Source organism: Nocardia sp. NPDC051750 (assembly GCF_044453135.1).
In the GTDB taxonomy this organism is placed as follows: domain Bacteria; phylum Actinomycetota; class Actinomycetes; order Mycobacteriales; family Mycobacteriaceae; genus Nocardia.
Window position 1 is genome coordinate 537,195 of record NZ_JBITCK010000008.1, and the last position, 18,827, is coordinate 556,021.

An 18,827-nucleotide genomic window follows, 5' to 3' on the forward strand; every position below is an offset into this window, starting at 1 on the left:
TAGGCGGCGTTTGCGAGATATTTCAGTTTCTGAAATAGTCGGCCGCGTGAATCCGTGGGAGCGCTATGCCGCAGTGGTCACCGGTCGCCGTTCCTGGTGGCTACTCATCGCCGTCCTCGCCGCCGCCTGCGGTGCGATCCTGGGCGTCGGGAGCAACGACGACGCCGGCCGGGCGCCGACCTCGCTACCGGCGTCCGCGGAATCTGCACGGGTGAAGGCCGCGGTCGCCGAGTTTCCCGGAGGTGCGGACGCACCGGTGATCCTTGTGTTCAGCCGGGCCGACGGCGCCGTGCTGACCGAGGCGGACAAGGCGGCCGCCACGGCGACCGCCGCGCAGGTGGCGGACACGGCGGGGGGCGGTCCGGGACTGGTGGTCGCGCCGGACGGTAAGGCCGCGCTGGGGCAGGCGAGCGTATCCGCCGAACTCAGCGGGGAAACCCTCACCGAGGAGATCGGCCGCCTCCGCGATACCGCGGCGCAGCAGGTGCCGCCCGGGCTCACCGTACAGGTAACCGGGGGTCCTGCGTTCGGCGCCGATATCGCCGATTCCTTCGCCGGCGCGGACGTGACCTTGCTGGCGGTCACCGCGCTGGTGGTCGCGCTGCTGCTGATCGTCACCTACCGTTCCCCGGTGCTGTGGCTGGTCCCGCTGCTGGTGATCGGCCTCGCCGACCGGACCGCAACCAGCACCGGCACCGCGCTGGCCCGCCTGACCGACCTGAGTTTCGACGGTTCCACCTCGGGGATCACCAGCGTCCTGGTCTTCGGCGCGGGAACCAATTACGCACTACTGCTGGTATCGCGCTACCGCGACGAACTACACCGCCACAGCGACCATCGGCGCGCATTGCGCGAGGCGGTGCGCCGCGCCGGACCGGCGATCCTGGCCAGCAATGTCACCGTGGTTCTCGCTCTGTGCACCTTGCTGCTGGCGACGCTGCCGAATACCCGGTCGCTCGGTCTGATGGCCGCCGCGGGACTCCTGGTGGCCGTGGTGTTCGTGCTGGTGGCGCTGCCACCCGCGCTGGCACTGTGCGGCCGGAACGTATTCTGGCCGTTCGTTCCCCGGCCGAGCGACGACGACGTCACCGAGCAGGGGGTGTGGCATCGGATCGCGACCTGGGTCGTGGCCCGGCCCGTGGCGGTGTCGTCGGCCGCGATCGTGGTGCTGCTCGGCTTCTGCGCCGGGCTCTCCGGTGTCGATATCGGTCTCTCGCAGACCGAGCAGTTCCGGGTCGAGGCGGAATCCGTCGACGGACTCGACACCCTGGCCGCGCATTTCCCGTCCGGCTCGTCGGATCCGACGATCGTTCTCGCCGTCGAGGGCACCGGCGACGACGTACGCGGGGCGCTGTCGGCGGTGCCGTCGATCTCGGCGGTGAATCCGGCCGGTACGCACGCGGGCACGGACCGGTGGGCTGTGACGCTGGATGCCGCACCGGAATCCGAACAGGCATTCGCGACGATCGAACAGATGCGTTCGGCGCTGGCCTCGGCGCCCGCGACGCAGGCGCTGGTCGGCGGCAGTGACGCTCAGGCTCTGGACACCCGCGATGCCGCCCGCCGCGATCAGTTGCTGGTCATCCCCCTCATCCTGGTGGTGGTGTTCGCGGTGTTGCTGGTCCTGTTGCGCGCGGTGCCCGCCGCGGTGCTGCTGATCGGCGTCACCGTCCTGAGTGCGCTGGCGGCGCTGGGGGTCGGCAGCCTGGTCGGGACGCGGGTGTTCGGATTCCCGGCCCTGGACACCACGACGCCGCTGTTCGCCTTCCTGTTCCTGGTGGCGCTGGGGGTCGACTACACGATCTTCCTGGTTACCCGGGCCCGCGAGGAGACACCGGGCCACGGCACCGTCGGCGGCATGGTGCGCGCGGTCTCGGCGACGGGCGCCGTCATCACCAGCGCGGGTATCGTGCTCGCCGCGGTGTTCTGCGTACTCGGGGTGCTCCCGTTGATCACCCTCACCCAGCTCGGCATCATCGTCGGCATCGGCATCATCCTGGACACGTTCCTGGTGCGCACGGTCGTCATTCCCGCCCTGTTCACCGTGGTCGGCCCGAAGGTGTGGTGGCCCGGACTGCCGGCCGGTAGCGCGGCGGGGGAGCGGCGGGAATCGTCCGCGGAACGGCGCTGATGATCGGCCGGCCCGCCCTCCGGTTTCGGTGAACGCCGATACCGCAGGCCGGGCCGTGTGCTCAGCGGAAGCAGCGACGCGGAGGCGCCACCGGAAGCTTCGTACTGTGCGTCAGGAGATGCCGACGTACTGATGGTCCCAGCGGATGCGGTTCTCGCCGTCCAGTACGAGGACGTCGTACCCGCCGCCTGCCACCGACTCGTCCTTCGTGGTCACCATGAGCCAGGCGAGTCCGATCAGATTCCCGGCGAGGCGCACGGCGGGGCCGCCCGGAGCGAATCGGTGCTCGCCGGACGCGACGAACAGTTCGTAGGCGGCGCTCACTCGGCGCTCCATGGCATCGCGGCCCCGGATCTCGACGGACGGTATCGAGACCGCCAGCCGAGCCAATGATTCGCGTGCTTCCTGCGGTGGGTTGACCAGCACTTGTGCGCCGTCCTCGGTCCACAGGTGCTGTAGCCGATCGCGCCGTGCGGCCGGGTCCGGTTCGTTCCACAGCGCGACATAGTCGTCGGCTAACCGGGTCAGACTCATTTCGTCGTGATTGCTCATGCGACCGAGTTTGTCCCGCGGTCCGGTCCGTCGCGATTCCCTGCGGGGTATGGCAGAGCCGGTGCTCGCACCGGATACTGCACGGATGACGGTCGTCACGGCACCCGCGGGTTTCGCCCGGCAGCTGAAACGGTGGCGGCTGCTGCGCCGCGTCAGTCAGCTCGATCTGGCCATCCGCGCAGGAACTACGCAGCGTTATCTGAGCTACCTGGAGCAGGGCCGTTCTCAGCCGGGGCGGGCCATGGTCGTGCGTCTGGCCGAATCGCTCGCGTTGTCCTTACGGGATCGCAACGGGCTGCTGCTCGCCGCGGGATATGCACCGGTTTTTCCCGAAACCGCACTCGACGCAGTGGAATCGGCTCCCGCGGGCGCGGCGCTGCATGCGATCCTGCAGGGACATATGCCCTATCCCGCGGTCATCGTCCGGCCGCACGGCGTGCTCGTTGCCGCGAACCCTGCGTTCGGTCTGATCACCGAGGGCGCGGCGCCGTGGTTGCTGGAGCCGCCGCTGCATGTACTGCGGCTTGCGTTGCATCCGGAGGGTCTCGCCCCGCGGGTGGTGAATCTCGCGGAGTGGGGGCGGCATATCACGGAGGCGCTCCGCGCCCGGGCGGCCGCCGGCCCCGATGCCGCGCTGGACGATCTGTTGGCCGAACTCGAAAGCTACCTGCCGCCGCCGCAGCTCGGGCCGGGTCATATCGGTTTCGCCGTACCGCTCCGGTTGCGCACCGGCACCGGGGAATTGAGCCTGATCACGATGATCTCCTCGTTCACCACCGCGGTCGATATCACTCTCGCCGAACTGCAGCTGGAGGCATTTCTGCCCGCCGACGAGACAACAGCGCAGATCCTGCGTGACCGGGCCGAGCGGGTCGCGGGCATCGGCCGGCCGACCTCGGTTGCGAATCGGGGCGGCATGTTCGCGACCGAGGTCCCCGAATCCATCGAATCCGGTGTGGTTGCGGGCAACGACGCCTAGCTGGGCCGCATCGTCGGTAACGGCATCATCCGGGACACGTTCCTGGTGCGCAGGGTGATCATTCCCGCCCTGCGCACTGTGGTCGGCCCGAAGGTGTGGTGGCTCGGCTGGCAGTGCGGCGGGGGCCCCGGAGCCGGGCGAGGTCGGCGGTCCACACCAGCAGGACCGGAGCCTGCCGGATATGTTCCGGGTCGCCGGCAAGTGCGGCGAGCCGGGCCTCACGCTGTGGGTCGCGCACCGCGACGACACTCCACCCCTGCAGGTTGGACGAGGTGGGTGCGGACTGGGCAGCCGAGATCAGCAGTCGCAGCACCTCGTCGGGCACCGGGTCGGGGAGATACCGGCGCACCGAACGATGTTCGTGCAGCACCTGCAGCACCGGATTCCAGTCGGCGGGGTCCGACGGTTCGGTGTCGCGGTAGCGCTGAGCCACCAGGTGGCCGGGGGAGGGGGCGGTCCGGGGCATGGTCTCATCGTCGCCGCACCCCTGCACGGGGTCAGCAATTGCCTGCAGCTCGAGCCGAACCCGAGGGCGGAAAACCGCGTGAACCGTGGCCGCGGAACGCACTATCGTCGGCGGGTGGATCTTGTGGAGCAGACCGGCCGGCGACGCGCGGCGTCGGCCGCGGTGGTGACCGTGGCACTGTGGGCCTCGGCGTTCGTGTTCATCCGGCTGGCCGGGCAGGACTTCTCACCGGGCGCCTTGGCGCTGGGCCGGCTGGCTTCCGGATCCGTGGTCCTGGTCGTGCTGCTGCTGATCGTCGGCGACGGGTTCCCGCCGCGGCCGGCCTGGCGCGGGATCGGGATCTCCGGTCTGCTGTGGTTCGGGGTGTACATGGTGGCGTTGAACTGGGGCGAGCGATATCTCGACGCCGGTACCGCCGCACTGGTGATCAATCTGGGACCGGTCCTGATCGCCGTGCTGGGTGGCCTGGTGCTCCGCGAGGGTTTCCCGGCCCGACTGATGGTGGGGATAGCGGTGTCGTTCACCGGCGCGGTGGTCGTGGGTCTGGCCGATTCCGAAGGTTCGGCGACACTCCTGGGCGTGGTGCTTTGTGTGATCGCGGCCGCGTCCTGGGCGATCGCGGTGGTGGTGCAGAAACCCGCCCTGGTCCACGCCTCGGCACTACAGGTGACCACGGGCGGGTGCGTGGTGGGCACCCTCGCCTGTCTGCCGTTCGCGGGTCAGCTGTTCGACGAACTGGGCTCGGCACCGCTGACGGCGACCCTGAGCCTGATCTACCTCGGTGTCTTCCCGACCGCGATTGCGTTCACGACCTGGGCCTACGCGCTGGCCCGGATGACGGCCGGGCAGGTCGGGGCGACCACCTACGCCGTACCGGCCCTGGTGATCGTGATGGCCTGGTTCGTCCTCGGTGAACTTCCGCGACCGGTCGCGCTGCTGGGCGGCGTCCTGTGCCTGGCCGGTGTCGCGCTCACCCGCAGCGGGCGCAAGCCCTCTGCGCCGGCGAAGTAGAGGTAGCCGCACGATGATCCCGTAAGTGAAACGCCACTGCTTGACACAAGCCTGGTAGGTAAGGCTAACCTGATCTCGTTCTATACGATTCACAGGCAGGACGGTAAGGCGCATGGCATCGAGTACGCGGCGTGCACGACGGAGAACGTGGAGCCTTCCGCCACGGCGCTGGATCGCCGCCGGGGTGATCGGCGCACTCGCGCTGACCGCCGGGTGCTCCACCCGGGACGCGCAGACCGAAACCGCCTCCGGCACAACAGGTGCGCTGTCGATCGTGGACCAGCGCGGCGAAACGGTCACCCTGGACGGCCCCGCCGACAAGGTGGCCTTCACCGTTATGCCGGCCCCGTCGATCTTCGCCGCGGTCGACCGCAGCTACGACCGGATCGTGGGCATCAACCAGTCGACGCTGGTGGCGAACCGCGGCGGCATGTTCGCGACCATGTTCCCCGAATCCACCGAATCCGCCGTGGTCGCGGGCAACGACTTCATGCCGAATGTCGAGACACTGCTCGAACTCGATCCCGATATCGTCGTCCAGTGGGGCGACCGCGGTGCCGATGTCACTGCCCCGATCGAATCGGCCGGCTTCCCGGTCGCCGGTCTGGAGTACGGAACGCAGGACGATCTCGAAGCGTGGATCACCCTGTTCGCGCAGATCGCCGGAAAACCCGGACGCGGGCAGGAACTCGTCGACTGGCAGCGGGCGGAACAGGCAGAAATGCGCGCGGATGTCGCCGCCGGCAACGTACCGCGGCCGCGGGCGATGATCCTGTCCCGTACCGGCGACACCTACAGCACAACCAGTGCGAAAGGGTACGACGGCTTCCAGTTCGACCTCGTCGGTGCCGAACTGGTCACCAAGGGGTTCACCTCCGAGTCCGGACAGGTGAGCCCGGAACAGATCCTGGCCTGGAACCCGGAGGTCATCATGCTCAGCGGTTTCGACCAGAGCACACCGGCCGATATCTATGCCGATCCGCGACTGGCCGGCATCAGCGCGGTCCAGAACAAACGCGTCTACAAGACACCGCTGGGCGGCTACCGCTGGCAGGTGCCCAGCGCCGAATCCCCGCTCATGTGGCAGTGGATGCACCGGATCCTGTATCCGGGAGCGCGCGACGGTGCGCTGCGCGACGATATGCGGGCCGCGTTCGACAACCTGTTCGCCTACGAGATCTCCGAGGACGAGATCGACCAGGTGCTGCGTTTCGATATGAACTCCGACGCCGCGAACTATGACCAGTTCCGCCGTTGAGGGCGTCGCGGCGCCGGAAGTTCCCGCCCCGCGCCGCACGATAGCCGACCGTAAAGTCCTGGTGATCGCCGGTTTCACCGTGCTGCTCGTTGCGGTGGCGATCGGCGCGCTCGCGATCGGGCGCTATACCGTGCCACCGAACGAGATCGTGCGAATTCTGCTGGGGCAGTTCCTGCCGATCGAGCCGACCTGGTACCCGCAGGAACGCACCGTGGTGCTCGATGTGCGGCTGCCGCGGGTGCTGCTGTCGATCCTGCTCGGCGCGGGCCTCGCGCTGACCGGGGCCGTGATGCAGGCCGTGTTCCGGAATCCGCTGGCCAGCGCGCAGGTGCTGGGTGTGTCGTCGGGCGCGTCGTTCGGCGGGGTACTGGTGCTGCTCGCCGGATTCGGCGGTGCGGCGCTGGTGGGCGGGGCGTTCCTCGGTGGTGTGGTCGCGCTGGTGCTCGTGGTGACGATCGCCCGGGCCGTGCCCGGAGCGCCCCTGCTGATGATCATCCTCGGCGGCACGGTGGTCGGCGCGATGTTCCAGGCGATGGTTTCGTTCATCACCTATATCGCCGACCCCTACAGCGAACTCCCGTCGATCGTGTTCTGGCTCATGGGTTCCCTGGCCACCGCGAGCTACACCAAGGTGCTGACCGCCGCGATCCCGATCGTCGCGGCCGCCCTGGTGGTCCTGGCGCTGCGCTGGCGATTGAACATTCTCGCCATGGGCGACGAGGACGCGACCGCGCTCGGGTTGAACCCGCGGCGGCTGCGGACACTGCTGCTGATCTGCGTCGCCCTGATCACCGCGGGGTCCGTATCGGTGGCCGGGGTGGTCGGCTGGGTGGGTCTGGTCGTGCCGCATCTGGTGCGAATGATGATCGGGACCGACAACCGGATGGTGCTGCCGGTCAGTGCCTTGCTTGGGGCGGCCTACCTCACCGTGATCGACACCCTGTCCCGGAGCCTGAGCACCGCCGAGATCCCCATCGGCATCCTCACCGCCATCATCGGAGCCCCGTTCTTCGTGCTCCTGCTGATTCGCAATCGCGCACGTCTGTGGGGTTCCGATGCTTGAAGCCTGTTCGCTGTCGTTCCGCTATTCGGCCAAGGCGCCGTGGATCTTCCGTAATGCCTCGGTCCGCGCCGCGGCGGGTCAGGTGCTCGCTGTACTCGGACCGAACGCGCGCGGTAAGACCACGATGCTGAAATGCCTGGCCGGACTGCTGGCCCCGGTGTCCGGCTCCGTCGACGCGAAGGGCCGGGTCGGCTATGTGCCACAGAGCCATTCGGTGGTCTTCTCGTTCTCGGTACTCGATATCGTGCTCATGGGCCGGGCCCGGACGGTCAAGATCTACGGCAGTCCCACCGCGGCCGACCGGGCCGCGGCCCGGGAAGCGCTGCGCAGAGTGGGTGCGATCCACCTCGCCGACCGCGACTACACGGGCCTCAGCGGTGGCGAACGCCAGCTCGTGCTGATCGCGCGGGCGCTGGTGTCCGACTGCGACATCATTGTGCTCGACGAACCCGCTTCCGCCCTGGACCTGCGCAATCAAGCCCAGGTGCTGACGGTGCTGCGGGCGCTGGCCGACGAGGGGATGGCAGTCGTCATGACGACCCACCACCCCGACCACGCGCTGCACGTGGCCGAGCGCTCGATGCTGATGGTGGACGCCGACGACCGGCGGATCGGGCCGACCCGGGACCTGCTCACCGGCACCCTGCTCAGCGAGATGTACGGCGTCCCGATCGTGACCTCCGATGTGGCGACCCCCAGCGCCACCAGACGGCTGGCGGTCCCGGATTTCGGGCGGGGGATCGCATGATGCGATACCTCCGCCTTCGCTGCGGCCTCCGCCGACCGCATGAATACCCTCCGATGGAGGTTCTATGACCGTACTCAAAGCGGTGATGGCCGGTGGGCGGTCGCCGGACGGCCTTCGTGAGATCGACGTCTACGAGCTGCCTGCCGCGTGCACCGGCGAGGTCACCGGAATCTACTTCGACGGTGACGTCGACCAGGAATTCCTCGTCGAGCAACGGCCGCTGCTGGATTCGTTCGTCACCCGGGGTGGCCGGGTTCTCGTCAACGGTCATGTGCAGCGCCTGTTCCTCGACGGGCTCACCCGGTGGCGCAAACTCGAGTTCCGCAACCCGCCGGATCTGGCGCTGACCCGGGTGAGCGAGCACCCGGTCTGGGCGGGCACGGATCCGAAGTCGTTCCTGTACAACACCGGAAGGTCCGGACCGGTGCCGTTCGCCGAGCTGGAACGGATCGGCGTCGCCGGGTTCTACGGCCGCGGTTGCTATCTCGATCTGCCGGAGGGCGCGCGCATTGTCCACACGATCGGGCGCACCGCCGCACCGATCGACTATGACTATCGGCTCGGCGCGGGCCGGGTGCTCGTGCACGGCGGCAACGATCTGCTGCAGTTCGCCACCGCCGCCCGCGGTACCGACGGAATGCGCGCACAGATCGTGCGCTGGCTGGCGGGATCGTGAGTACCCGCCCCGCGACCGTGATCGCGTTTCTGCACGGCGGCAGTCACGCCCAGCTCGCGACCCTCGCCGATCCGGCCCTGGCCCCGTACCGGATCCGCCCGGTCCATGTGCGGACCGGGACGTTCGATGCTCTCGCCGAGGCCGAGGTGATCGTGGTCAGCGACCGGCTGCGCACGGATCTGCTCACCCCGTGGGCGGACACGATCCTCGCGACCCTCGACCGGGGTGCCACCGTGATCGTCTTCGGTGAGAACGCCGCCGGGACATGGCTACCCGGCCTCCGGGAACAAACCCGCCCGACAGTGTTCTGGTGGTGGCGTACCGGTGAAGACCACCGGCTCCGGCTGTGCGCCCCCGGCCATTCCGCCTGGGAATTCTTCGCGCACCGGGCTGTCGTCTGGCACTACCACGGCGTGCTCGAACCACCGGAAGGCGCGGTGAGCCTGGTGGATCTGCACACCGAGGACGGTGCCCGCGACGGTTCGATCCTGTACATCGACGAAACGTCCACGGCCGGCCGGTTGCTCGTCACCACGATGGACCCCGTGTACCACCACGGGTCCGGGTTCATGCCCGGGGCCACACAAATGCTCTATTCGACGCTCTACTGGGCGACCGGTGGAAGAGGGAAAACATGCTGACAGTTCTCGAATCGGGTGTACCGATAGATATTTCGTACGAAGAGCTGATGAAGTACCACGGTCCGGGCTTCCCCGGCGGCGTGGCGCACGCCTACTGCGCCATGCGTCACGCTGTTGCCGTGCTCGGTGCGGTCGAACGTCGAGAGGTCACGGTCCGCACCGCATTTCCCGGGCCGGGCGGGCGAGACGCGATCGAGATGGCGTTGCGAGCTGTTACCGAGGGCCGCTTCACCGTCGATTCCGGTCTCGCGGCCACATCCCGCGGCACCACGCTCGCACGGTACGTCTGGGAATTCACCCATCGCGACACGACTGTGTCGTTGCAACTGCGGGACGCGGGTTTCGTCACGGACGAATTCATCGCCCTCGGTGCGAAAACCGGCCGTACGGCCGCCGACGACGCCCGGCTGACCGTGCTGAAACAGGAGATGGCGGAGCGGCTGCTGTCCGGCCCCGTCGGCCAGGTCTACGAAGAGATCCCGCCGGCACCGACACACTGAGTGAAACGACGCCCTCGGCGTCCGGGCCGGTCTACTGTCGGAGCGGGCCCGGGCGCCGCAGGCCGTGGTGTGCCGGCGAGTTTCCCCTGTTTCCGGCCCGGGTATGCGTTCACCGTTGTCCGGTGCGGAAGGAGACGGAAGATGGCCGCCGAAGGCGTCGAAGGTTTGCGGACAGTGGTGCTGGATTGTCCGGATCCGTGGAAACTGTCCGAGTTCTACCTCGGTCTGCTCGGTGGGGACGTGGTCCGGGAGGAAAGTGACGACACCTGGGTGGCGATGGTCGATCCGCAGGGTCGCCGGCTCGCCTTCCAGTTGTCGCCGGAGTACCGGCCGCCGCGCTTCCCCGACCCGGCCGGATCACAGCAGCTCCACCTCGATGTGCTGGTCAGCGATGTGGAGATCGCCGAGCCCGGGGTGCTCGCGCTGGGCGCGACCTTCGTCGAGGCGGCCGAGGGCTTCCGGGTGTACACCGACCCGGTCGGGCACACCTTCTGCCTCGTCTGGTTCCGGTGACCGGCGCCGCGATCGCCCTGTTCACCCGCGACCTGCGGGTACAGGACAACCCGGTGCTCACCGCCGCGCATCGGGCCGGCGGCACCGTGGTGCCGTTGTTCGTCCTCGACGAGGGCATCCTGGCGCGCGGACTGTGCCCACCCAACCGTGCCCATTTCCTGGTGGCCGCGCTGCGCGAACTCGATGCCGAACTCCGTGATCTCGGTGGCCGCCTCGTCCTCCGCTCCGGCGATATCGCCGAACAGGTGGCGGCGGTGGCGGCCGAGACCGGGGCCTCGGAGGTGCATATCGCCGCCGACGTCAGCCGCTACAGCCGAGACCGGGAACAGCGCCTGCGCGCACGCCTGGCCCGCGACCACCGCGAGCTACAGGTACACACCGGCTCGCTGACGGTGCTCGAACCCGGCGCGGTGCTGCCCGCGAACCGCGACCACTTCGCCGTGTTCACCCCCTACTTCCGGCGCTGGTCTACCGCCCGCCGGCGGCCGGCGCTGCGCGCCCCGCACCGCCTCGACCTGCCCTCGATCGCCTCCGATCCGCTCCCTCGACCCGAGGATCTCGGACGCGGCGAGCCATCCCCCGAACTGGCCGTCGGGGGTGAGACCACGGGCCGGGAAATGCTGCGGGACTGGCTTTCTCACGGAATCGCCGACTACGCGCGAGACAGTGACGACCTCGCCGCCGACGCGACCTCCCGCCTGTCGCCCTACCTGCACTTCGGCTGCCTCTCACCTGCCGAACTGGTGCGCCGGGCCGACGATTCCACCCCCGGCGGGGCAGCATTCATCCGGCAGCTGGCCTGGCGCGATTTCCACCACCAGGTGCTGGCCGCCCGGCCCGCGGCAGCATGGTCCGACTACCGCGATCGCGCCATCCGCTGGCGGGCCGACGACCAGGCCGTCACCGCTTGGAGCGAGGGCCGGACCGGATTCCCGATCGTCGATGCCGGTATGCGCCAGCTGCGGGCGCAGGGCTGGATGCCGAATCGTGCCCGGCTCATCGCCGCGAGCTTTCTCACCAAAACCCTCCGGGTGGACTGGCGGACCGGCGCCCGGCATTTCCGGTATTGGCTCGTCGACGCGGACGTGGCCGATAACCAGCTCAACTGGCAATGGATCGCGGGCACCGGTAACGACACCCGGCCGAACCGCGTCCTGAACCCGTTGCGCCAGGCCGAACGCTACGATCCCGACGGCGCCTACGTGCGCCGCTGGATTCCCGAACTCACGGAGTTGGACGGCCGGGCGGCCCACCGGCCGTGGCGCGACCGTCTCGAGGACTATCCCGCGCCGATAATCGAATGCCCGGGCATGTAGCACATGCCCGGGCAGGTCGATACGGTTCTCAGCGTTTCTTCGCCGCCTCCGCCTGCGATTTCCGGTACGCCTTCTTCAGCTGAGCGCGCTGCTTCTCCAACTGGGCGCCCTGCTTTTCCAGTTGCGCGCGCTGCTCCTTCACCACGGCGGCCAGTTCGCCGCCCCGCTGTTTCGAGTAGTCGGCCACGCCGGCGGCCCGGTTCTTGGCGGCGGCGGTGAGCACCGGACCCTTGGCCTGGGCAGTCTCGGAGAGTTCGCTGCCCCGGTGTTTGGCGGCGTCGGCGAGCCCGGCGGCCCGGTTCTTCGCCGTCTCCGCCCACACCGGGCCCTTGGACTGTGCGGTCTCCGCCAGTTCTTCGCCCCGGTGTTTGGCGATATCGCCGAGCTCGGCGGCGCGGTTCTTGGCGGTTTCGGTCCAGACGGGACCGCGGGTCTGCACGGTGTCGGCCAGTTCGCTGCCCCGGTGCTTCGCGACATCGGCGAGTTCGCCGCCCCGGTGCCTGGCGACCTCGGCCCATTCGGCGCCGCGGTGCTTCGCCGCCTCCGCCCAGCCCGGCCCTCGCTCCCGGGTGATCTCGGCGAGTTCGGCTCCCTTCCCGGCGACCGTGCCCGCGAACTCCTGACCCCGAACCGCTGCCGTGCCCGCGAAGTCCTGACCGCGTGCCGCCGCATGCTGCAGCTGATGGCGCACCGAGTCACTCGTTCCGCTCCGGCCCGCCGGCAGCGCGCCGCCGACGGTATTCGCGGCCCGGCGGGCGGCGCGCCTGCCCCGCCAGCCGAGCGACGGTTTGCCCGCGGTATCGGCCGCGGCGATCATCAGCCCGCCCAGCAGGCCCATATCCTTCAGGAACGCGGTCCGCTTGGCGGCTTTGCGTTCGGGGTCGGTCTCGGCCCAGAAGTTCTGCTCGGTGACCGTCGCCGGTACGACCGTCGCCGCCAGCGCCAGCGCCGCGGGTCGCGGTGCCTTCCCCAGCGCCAGCAGCGTGCCGCCCGCGATCTGGACGGCGGCAGTGACCCGGACCAGCATGTCCGGGTCGGAGGGAAGCGAGGACGCGACGTTCGACGGCAGCGACTCCTGCCCCTTCGACACCAGGTTCGACGCTTCCTGAACCCGTGATTGCGGATGCATCAGGGTTTCGACGCCGTTCGCGACGAACGTAGCTGCCAGCAGCGGGCGGGCGAGCCGACGTATCAGCATGGTATGCATCCCTTTCCTCGGTGTATCGCGTCTGTCACGGCAGGTCACCAGGGGTGGTAGCCCAGCGTACTGGCGATCTACCCCGCATTCGGCGCGGGAAACAGCGTGCGGGCTCGCGTGTCGCGCCGGCGGACGGATCCGGGGCGGCGCCCGGTGGCCCTCATGGCCAAGATCACACCGCGGCCGGAGCTCCGGCTCCTGTCGCCGGTGCCACGACGGGACCGGCGGGCGCACTGCACAATTCGCAGGCCGGCGGGCACCGGAAAGGCCGTGGCGCCCGCTTCCCGGCCCCGGGCCTCCATGCCGTCCGCAGCGCGAATGTCTACCCTCGGGACCAGCACACTCGCCGCGCCGCGAGGCCCGCCGAGCGCGGCCCGCCGCGGAGGCCCCGCCGCTGTCGGGAAGGCGTGCGGCCGGCCGGCCCGCGCGCGGCGAAATCTCGACACATCGCCAGTAATCGGAAGGATGCACCACAATGCACTCCGCGATCCCGGATCGTGAGGCCACCGATATCGCGCTCGGCTATGCCGTCCGAGCGCCGTCAGTCCACAACACCCAGCCGTGGCGGTGGCGCCCGGCCCCGACCGGGCTTCAGCTCTTCGCCGACACCAGCCGTCAGCTCCCGGCCACCGACCCCTTCCAGCGGGCGCTGATCATCAGCTGCGGCGCCGCGCTGCACCATCTGCGGCTCGGGCTGGCCACCCTCAACTGGTCCACCAGCGTGGACTACTGCCCGGATCCTGCCGATCCCGCCCACCTGGCCACCGTGCACACGACCCGGCAGCGACCGACAGATGCCCAAATCGAGCAGGCCGCCGCCATCCTGCTGCGACGCACCGACCGCCGCCGCTACCTTTCTCGACCGATACCGGCCCGGCACATCCGCTCCCTGGCCGGCCGGGTCTCCGACTTCGGCGCCGCGGTCCGGCAGGTCCCGGACCCCATGCTCCCGCGTCTCGCCGGTCCCATGCGGCACGCGGCCACCCTGCATTCCGGCGACCAGGAATACCAAGCGGAAATCGCCCGCTGGAGCGGACCGGGCCGGACCTGCGACGGTGTTCCCTCCCGGAACGCGCCGGCGCCGCGGCAGGCCGGGGAAATCCCAGTGCGCAGCTTCGCCGAGCCCACACTGCTCGACCCCGCCGACCACCCGGACGGCGCCCAGTGGCTGGTGGTGGGAACACCCCGCGACGACCGGCGGGCACAGCTCCGCGCCGGCGAAGCGATCAGCGCGCTCCTGCTGACCGCCACGAGTCTCGGCCTGGCCACCAGCCTGCAAACCGAACCACTGGGCATGCTCGAATCACGCCAGGAGATCCGGACGCAACTCCTGCACGACTGCGCCTACCCCCAGGCAATGGTCCGCGTCGGCTGGAGCGCAGGCCACGCGGCCCCGCTACCCGAGACCCCGCGCCGGCCGGTGCGGGAAGTCGTCGAGGTCTGAGCCACAGCCGCCGTCACGCGATCCGCTGCCCGAAGCCGTCGAGGTCCGCCCCGGCCGCCGCCGGGGCGAGCGGCTCCGGCGCTACTTTCGCACCGAGACCCGTATCGGGGGCACCACCAGTCAGGAGGGCCGTCGTGACCGTTTCCGCACTGGTATGGGGGTGCCCCCTCGCCAGCACTGGTTGGCCTGGTTGGCCTGGGCCTGGGCCTGGGCCTGCTGAGCCTGGCTCTGCGACCGGTCGGCTTCGCTCTGGGCCTTCAGGCTTGGTTCGAGGCGTTCTGGGCCTGCTGGGTTTGCTGGCGGGCCTGTCGCCCCGGCCGGTGCGGGAAACCCTCGAGTTCCGGACGGCCGCCGTTTGCGCCGGTCGATCCGGGAAGCCGTCGAGGTCCGGGCTGCCTGATGCCGTGCGGCGCGGCCGTGTCCGGCGGTGCCTACCCGGACCTTGCCGCCCGCGCCCCGGCCACCGCGCCACCGTCGACCAGCAGGTCGGTACCCGTGATGAAGCTCGCGGCCGGGTCCAGCAGAAACGCCGCCGCATGCGCGATATCGTCCGGCGTCCCCAGCCGCCCGGACGCCGACCCCGCAACCATCGCCCGCATCCCAGCACCGGATTCGCCCTCGAGCTCGTGCCGGCCCATCGGTGTCGAGATAACACCGGGACTGATCGAATTGAGCCGAGCTGCCCGCCGCCCCCACGCCACCGCCGCAGCCTGCACCCGCGCCACATTGCCCCGTTTGGCCACCGCGTAAGCGACACCCGGGTGGACATTCCGGTCGATGAACGGCAGCCCCATCAACTCCGCGGCGGGCGTGGTCGCCAGCGCGGCCACCTGATCATCCGGAAGCGGCGCCAGATGCGCGGCCATACTCGCGATCACCACACCGGCACCGCCCTCGGCCACGACCTCCCCGAAGGCATCCAGCACCAGCGCGGTCCCCAGCAGATCCACCGCGAACACGGCCTCCGTCGGCGCCTGGGTCGGTGACACCCCCGCGGTATGGGCGATATGGGTCACCCGCCCCAACTCGGCCGCGGCCCCGGCCAGCGCCGCCACGGACTCCGCATCGGAAACATCGACCTGCCGCCCGGTCACGGCATGCCCCTCACCGGCCAGAACCTCGACCGCCGACGCGAGACTGTCCTTGTCGAAATCGGCGAGCATCAGCCTCCGCCCACCCCCGATCCGTCGGGCGATGGCCCGCCCCATACCCCCGACCCCGACCACGACCGCAACATTCTGACCCACCACGCACTCCTCACTGTCCACTCACCTGCGCCACCAACCTACCCACGCCCCCACCCCCGAGGACCGGAATCCGAACCCGGTCTCTCCACCGAAGGATTTCCCCAGGTAGGACCCGCGATTTTGCCCCGGTCGCCCGATCCGATACTCTTGCTGAGCACACCGGTCCGGGTGGCGGAATGGCAGACGCGCTAGCTTGAGGTGCTAGTGCCCTTTATCGGGCGTGGGGGTTCAAGTCCCCCTCCGGACACCACTGCTAACCACAGCAACCCTGGCGCTCACCCGAGCGTGGCGCTGTATCGGTGGGCGCTGCGGCGAGCCTGGTGCAGCACCACCTGACCCCTCAGACCGTACCAACCGCAGAACAGAGCGCCGTCCCGCTTGCTGGCCCGGCGGCATTCTGCTCTATCCGGTCCGTGGCTGTGCCGTCGCAGTTTCGTATCACCTGCCCGTCTTGACAGACGCTTCGACCCCAGTCTCTCGAATTCAAGGTTTCGAGACATCCAGTCGGCCTAGCACCCCGCCCTGCCTCCTCGGGGTGCGGGAGCATGTATCGGTAGCGACCAGCACGATGCAACGAGCCCTGCCCTATTCAGCAGCAGGGGCGGCTGACCTCGAGACATCGAACGAATCGGGGTTTTCGGACCTGACCGATCGTCACGATCGCTATATCAGTCCATCGGCAGTAGCTCAGGCCGCCGGAGAGCGTGGGCGCTGTTACGAGGGTGCGCTGCGCCGGGTCGGGTTGCCGACTTCGGGCCACGCGTCGTGCATCGCTGCTGCGGTGCGTTGCAGCAGCTCCTCGGATACACGCTCGATCGGTCCTCTGAGCGGTGGCGGATAGCGGTGCCGGGTTTCGGGTGGGCGGTGGGGCAATTCCTGCACGGTTTCTCCGGTTCGGTGGTGTGTCCGGGCGATATACGTCGGACGCATAGGCGGCCGGCCACGGTGGGCCTACGGTGTTGAACGCATCGCCCAGATCAGGTGCGTGTGTGTGATAGATCGGGGTCGACAATGGCGGTTGCCGGTACAGAACGACACAAGCTGATCGGGGATGTACATCTCCTGCTCATCGATCAACAAGGACGCGTGCTTTTCGGCAGGCGCGTGAATACCGGCTACGAGGACGGCGCCTACCACCTACCGTCCGGCCACCTGGAGGCCGGCGAGTCGATGGTTGCTGCCCTGGTGCGGGAGGCGAAAGAAGAGATCGGACTCACGATCAGCGCAGAAGCTGTCCGCTTCGCGCACGTCATGCACAATTCGTCCTCCGGTGGACGGGTGGCGTTCTTCTTCCTGGTGCAGAACTGGGAAGGCGACCCGGCAAATATGGAGCCCGACAAATGCGACGACCTGGCCTGGTTCTCCCTCGACGCCTTGCCGGACCGGATGATCCCCTACTGCCGCGAAGCGATGCAGCATATCGCCGCGGAGCGGCAGTTCTCTTTGTACGGCTGGTAGGCGAGTTCACCGCGGGGGCGCCACCCCCCCTCGACAGCGCCCTGCGGCGTCGGCCTAACTCAGATGACGTTCCACTCGGTGAGTGAGGTAACCAATTCGTCGAAGCGCTGCCCGGTCATGCGCTTGCGGTAAGCATCTTCGGGGGGTTCCTTTGCCGCGCCGTACTGCCACCACGCCTCCTCGGTCTTGTTGTCCATGACCAGGAATCGCTCCGTCATCGCCGGGCCGCGCACGACAATCGACACCGTGCCCGGTTCGGCAACGACCGCGTGGATCGCGCTGTGGTGCAGGGTGTAGCTGGTGCCGACCTGTTCCTGCCGGACCATCATGGTGTCGAGGGTGGCTGGATTGAGGTCACTGTGCAGGGTCACTGGGCTGTAGATCCGATGACAATATTCGCCGCGCAGGATATGGCTGGCGTAGGTCCAGCGGTGGTTGTGTGGGCGATCGTGATAGCCGGACCCGAATACGTGGAGCCGCATACGGACTCCGGTGTGGGGGTCATCGAACAGGACGAGTTTGTCGAGGATGTCGTAGTGCTCGCACAGCGCCATCAGCCGGGGCTCCTCCCGGATCGCGGTCAATCCGCGCCGCAACATATACCGGCCGCCGGCGAAGTGGCCGAAGACCTTGCGGGCTGCCGCATCGACGGCTTCCACATCGTCCCAATCGATGGCGCGCAGGGGTTCGAGCAGAGTCTCGAACGTGAGCATGGGGTCTCTCCTATTCAGGTTTGGCGCTGGACTTCCAGAGACGGCAGACAGGAACGATGTCGGGGTACTCCGCGCAGGAGCTGGCGCCCATCACGATCTCCTCGGCGGGGCAGCCGCCGAAGCATGCCGAGGACTTGCAGCCGCCGCAGGCGTTTTCGGCCAGGGGGAGGGTGAACAGATCGAACTCGTTGTGCTCGGTTTCGCGGTTGAGTACGACCTGGTTGCCCTTCATCTGGGCGAGGTACATATCGGTGTCGAACAGGTAGGAGCAGACGTAGGCGCGGCCGTCGGGGAAGATGCTGATCCGATCCAAGGTGCGGCCGATGCAGCCCTGGTAGCCCTCGGCGGCGTAGCGGTCCATCTGGTCGCGGCGGGCGTAGGTCGGCTGGAACCACACCCGAGTGTTGTGTGCAGGCGCGACGCCCTCCAGGCGGTTGCAGAAGTCGACCCATTCCGGGGGCGTCATCGCCATCTCCGGGTTCCCGTGCCCGGTTCCGATGGTGCTGAACACATGGAACTTCACCAGTGACGCGCCGATCTCATCGGCGATGGTGAGCAGGTTGAGCACGTCGCCTTCGTTGGCTTTGTTCACGGTGCAGATGATGCGGGTGTCGAACCCGCGGGCACACAGCTCTTCGCTGGTCTCCATAGCGATATCGAAAGTTCCCGCACCGCGCACTGCGTCATGGGTCGCCGCACTACCCCCGTCGAGGCTGACCTGCACGTAGGCGAAGTCCGACGGTTCGAGTTGGGCGAACTTCCTGCGGGCGGGGTGCTGGGCATTGGTCGTTGTGATGACGTGGCTGTAACCGATCTTGCTAGGCCGCGTTTCATAAGCCCGTGAGTTGAGGGGCGGAACCCGTTGTCCGGGTTGAGAAGTTGGAGATATGGCGAGGTCTCCGGTAGTTGGTTG

At 68.6% G+C, this 18,827-nt stretch carries 18 protein-coding genes, 1 tRNA gene and 1 pseudogene; 14 read left to right on the plus strand and 6 right to left on the minus strand.

Annotated features, from left to right (window positions below; all coding sequences use genetic code 11):
• Positions 1-46: 46 nt before the first annotated feature.
• Positions 47-2,131 carry an MMPL family transporter gene (locus ACIA75_RS33575; protein ID WP_397111074.1) on the plus strand — a complete coding sequence of 695 codons (2,085 nt, stop codon included), beginning with the start codon at positions 47-49 and terminating at the stop codon, positions 2,129-2,131.
• A gap of 111 nt (positions 2,132-2,242) precedes the next feature.
• On the opposite strand, the gene ACIA75_RS33580 is transcribed toward ACIA75_RS33575, so the two are convergent.
• The gene (locus ACIA75_RS33580) at positions 2,243-2,683 is read right to left on the minus strand and encodes a hypothetical protein (protein ID WP_397111075.1); all 441 of its coding nucleotides are present in this window, start codon (positions 2,681-2,683) and stop codon (positions 2,243-2,245) included.
• An 85-nt stretch (positions 2,684-2,768) separates the two neighbouring features.
• Between ACIA75_RS33580 and ACIA75_RS33585 the strand changes: the two genes are divergently transcribed.
• Entirely contained in the window at positions 2,769-3,662 is an 894-nt protein-coding gene (locus tag ACIA75_RS33585; protein WP_397111076.1) for a helix-turn-helix domain-containing protein, read from the plus strand.
• Between the two features lie 127 nt (positions 3,663-3,789).
• Here the strand turns inward: ACIA75_RS33585 and ACIA75_RS33590 are convergent.
• Positions 3,790-4,128 (minus strand): annotated as a pseudogene (locus ACIA75_RS33590) (nitroreductase family protein); the annotation flags it as partial.
• A gap of 114 nt (positions 4,129-4,242) precedes the next feature.
• Between ACIA75_RS33590 and ACIA75_RS33595 the strand changes: the two are divergent.
• The 9 genes from ACIA75_RS33595 to ACIA75_RS33635 all read left to right on the plus strand — a co-directional run bounded on the left by ACIA75_RS33595 (position 4,243) and on the right by ACIA75_RS33635 (position 11,854).
• Positions 4,243-5,139, plus strand: a complete 897-nt coding sequence (locus ACIA75_RS33595; RefSeq protein WP_397111077.1) for a DMT family transporter — start codon at positions 4,243-4,245, stop codon at positions 5,137-5,139.
• A gap of 112 nt (positions 5,140-5,251) precedes the next feature.
• On the plus strand, positions 5,252-6,397 hold the full coding sequence (locus tag ACIA75_RS33600; RefSeq protein WP_397111078.1) for an ABC transporter substrate-binding protein: 1,146 nt from the start codon (positions 5,252-5,254) through the stop codon (positions 6,395-6,397).
• Complete coding sequence (locus tag ACIA75_RS33605) at positions 6,378-7,460, plus strand: FecCD family ABC transporter permease (RefSeq protein WP_397111079.1); 1,083 nt, start codon at positions 6,378-6,380, stop codon at positions 7,458-7,460. Before ACIA75_RS33600 ends, ACIA75_RS33605 begins: the two co-directional genes overlap by 20 nt.
• Complete coding sequence (locus ACIA75_RS33610) at positions 7,453-8,208, plus strand: ABC transporter ATP-binding protein (RefSeq protein WP_397111080.1); 756 nt, start codon at positions 7,453-7,455, stop codon at positions 8,206-8,208. Before ACIA75_RS33605 ends, ACIA75_RS33610 begins: the two co-directional genes overlap by 8 nt.
• 64 nt (positions 8,209-8,272) lie before the next feature.
• Entirely contained in the window at positions 8,273-8,884 is a 612-nt protein-coding gene (locus ACIA75_RS33615; RefSeq protein WP_397111081.1) for a hypothetical protein, read from the plus strand.
• Entirely contained in the window at positions 8,881-9,525 is a 645-nt protein-coding gene (locus ACIA75_RS33620) for a hypothetical protein (protein ID WP_397111082.1), read from the plus strand. Before ACIA75_RS33615 ends, ACIA75_RS33620 begins: the two co-directional genes overlap by 4 nt.
• The gene (locus tag ACIA75_RS33625) at positions 9,519-10,025 is read left to right on the plus strand and encodes a hypothetical protein (RefSeq protein ID WP_397111083.1); all 507 of its coding nucleotides are present in this window, start codon (positions 9,519-9,521) and stop codon (positions 10,023-10,025) included. The genes ACIA75_RS33620 and ACIA75_RS33625 overlap by 7 nt, the downstream gene beginning before the upstream one ends.
• Before the next feature lie 141 nt (positions 10,026-10,166).
• Positions 10,167-10,538 (plus strand): VOC family protein, encoded by a 372-nt coding sequence (locus ACIA75_RS33630; protein ID WP_397111084.1) that lies wholly within the window; start codon positions 10,167-10,169, stop codon positions 10,536-10,538.
• Positions 10,535-11,854 carry a cryptochrome/photolyase family protein gene (locus ACIA75_RS33635; protein WP_397111085.1) on the plus strand — a complete coding sequence of 440 codons (1,320 nt, stop codon included), beginning with the start codon at positions 10,535-10,537 and terminating at the stop codon, positions 11,852-11,854. Before ACIA75_RS33630 ends, ACIA75_RS33635 begins: the two co-directional genes overlap by 4 nt.
• Positions 11,855-11,882: 28 nt before the next feature.
• Here the strand turns inward: ACIA75_RS33635 and ACIA75_RS33640 are convergent, their stop codons facing one another.
• Complete coding sequence (locus tag ACIA75_RS33640; protein ID WP_397111086.1) at positions 11,883-13,052, minus strand: DoxX family membrane protein; 1,170 nt, start codon at positions 13,050-13,052, stop codon at positions 11,883-11,885.
• 475 nt (positions 13,053-13,527) lie between these two features.
• Here ACIA75_RS33640 and ACIA75_RS33645 point away from each other — a divergent pair, with 475 nt between their 5' ends.
• The gene (locus ACIA75_RS33645) at positions 13,528-14,496 is read left to right on the plus strand and encodes an Acg family FMN-binding oxidoreductase (protein WP_397111087.1); all 969 of its coding nucleotides are present in this window, start codon (positions 13,528-13,530) and stop codon (positions 14,494-14,496) included.
• 431 nt (positions 14,497-14,927) lie between these two features.
• Here the strand turns inward: ACIA75_RS33645 and ACIA75_RS33650 are convergent, their stop codons facing one another.
• Positions 14,928-15,743 (minus strand): SDR family oxidoreductase, encoded by an 816-nt coding sequence (locus ACIA75_RS33650; RefSeq protein ID WP_397111088.1) that lies wholly within the window; start codon positions 15,741-15,743, stop codon positions 14,928-14,930.
• 162 nt (positions 15,744-15,905) lie between these two features.
• On the opposite strand from ACIA75_RS33650, the gene ACIA75_RS33655 reads away from it, so the two are divergent.
• Both ACIA75_RS33655 and ACIA75_RS33660 read left to right on the plus strand, forming a co-directional pair.
• A tRNA-Leu gene (locus tag ACIA75_RS33655) sits at positions 15,906-15,993 on the plus strand.
• A gap of 761 nt (positions 15,994-16,754) precedes the next feature.
• Positions 16,755-17,201, plus strand: a complete 447-nt coding sequence (locus tag ACIA75_RS33660; protein ID WP_397111089.1) for an NUDIX domain-containing protein — start codon at positions 16,755-16,757, stop codon at positions 17,199-17,201.
• Positions 17,202-17,260: 59 nt separating this feature from the next.
• Here the strand turns inward: ACIA75_RS33660 and ACIA75_RS33665 are convergent, their stop codons facing one another.
• Together ACIA75_RS33665 and ACIA75_RS33670 are read right to left on the minus strand one after the other, a co-directional pair.
• The gene (locus ACIA75_RS33665) at positions 17,261-17,914 is read right to left on the minus strand and encodes a hypothetical protein (protein WP_397111090.1); all 654 of its coding nucleotides are present in this window, start codon (positions 17,912-17,914) and stop codon (positions 17,261-17,263) included.
• A 10-nt stretch (positions 17,915-17,924) separates the two neighbouring features.
• The coding region (locus tag ACIA75_RS33670) for a hypothetical protein (RefSeq protein ID WP_397111091.1) at positions 17,925-18,827 on the minus strand (903 nt) is incomplete at its 5' end.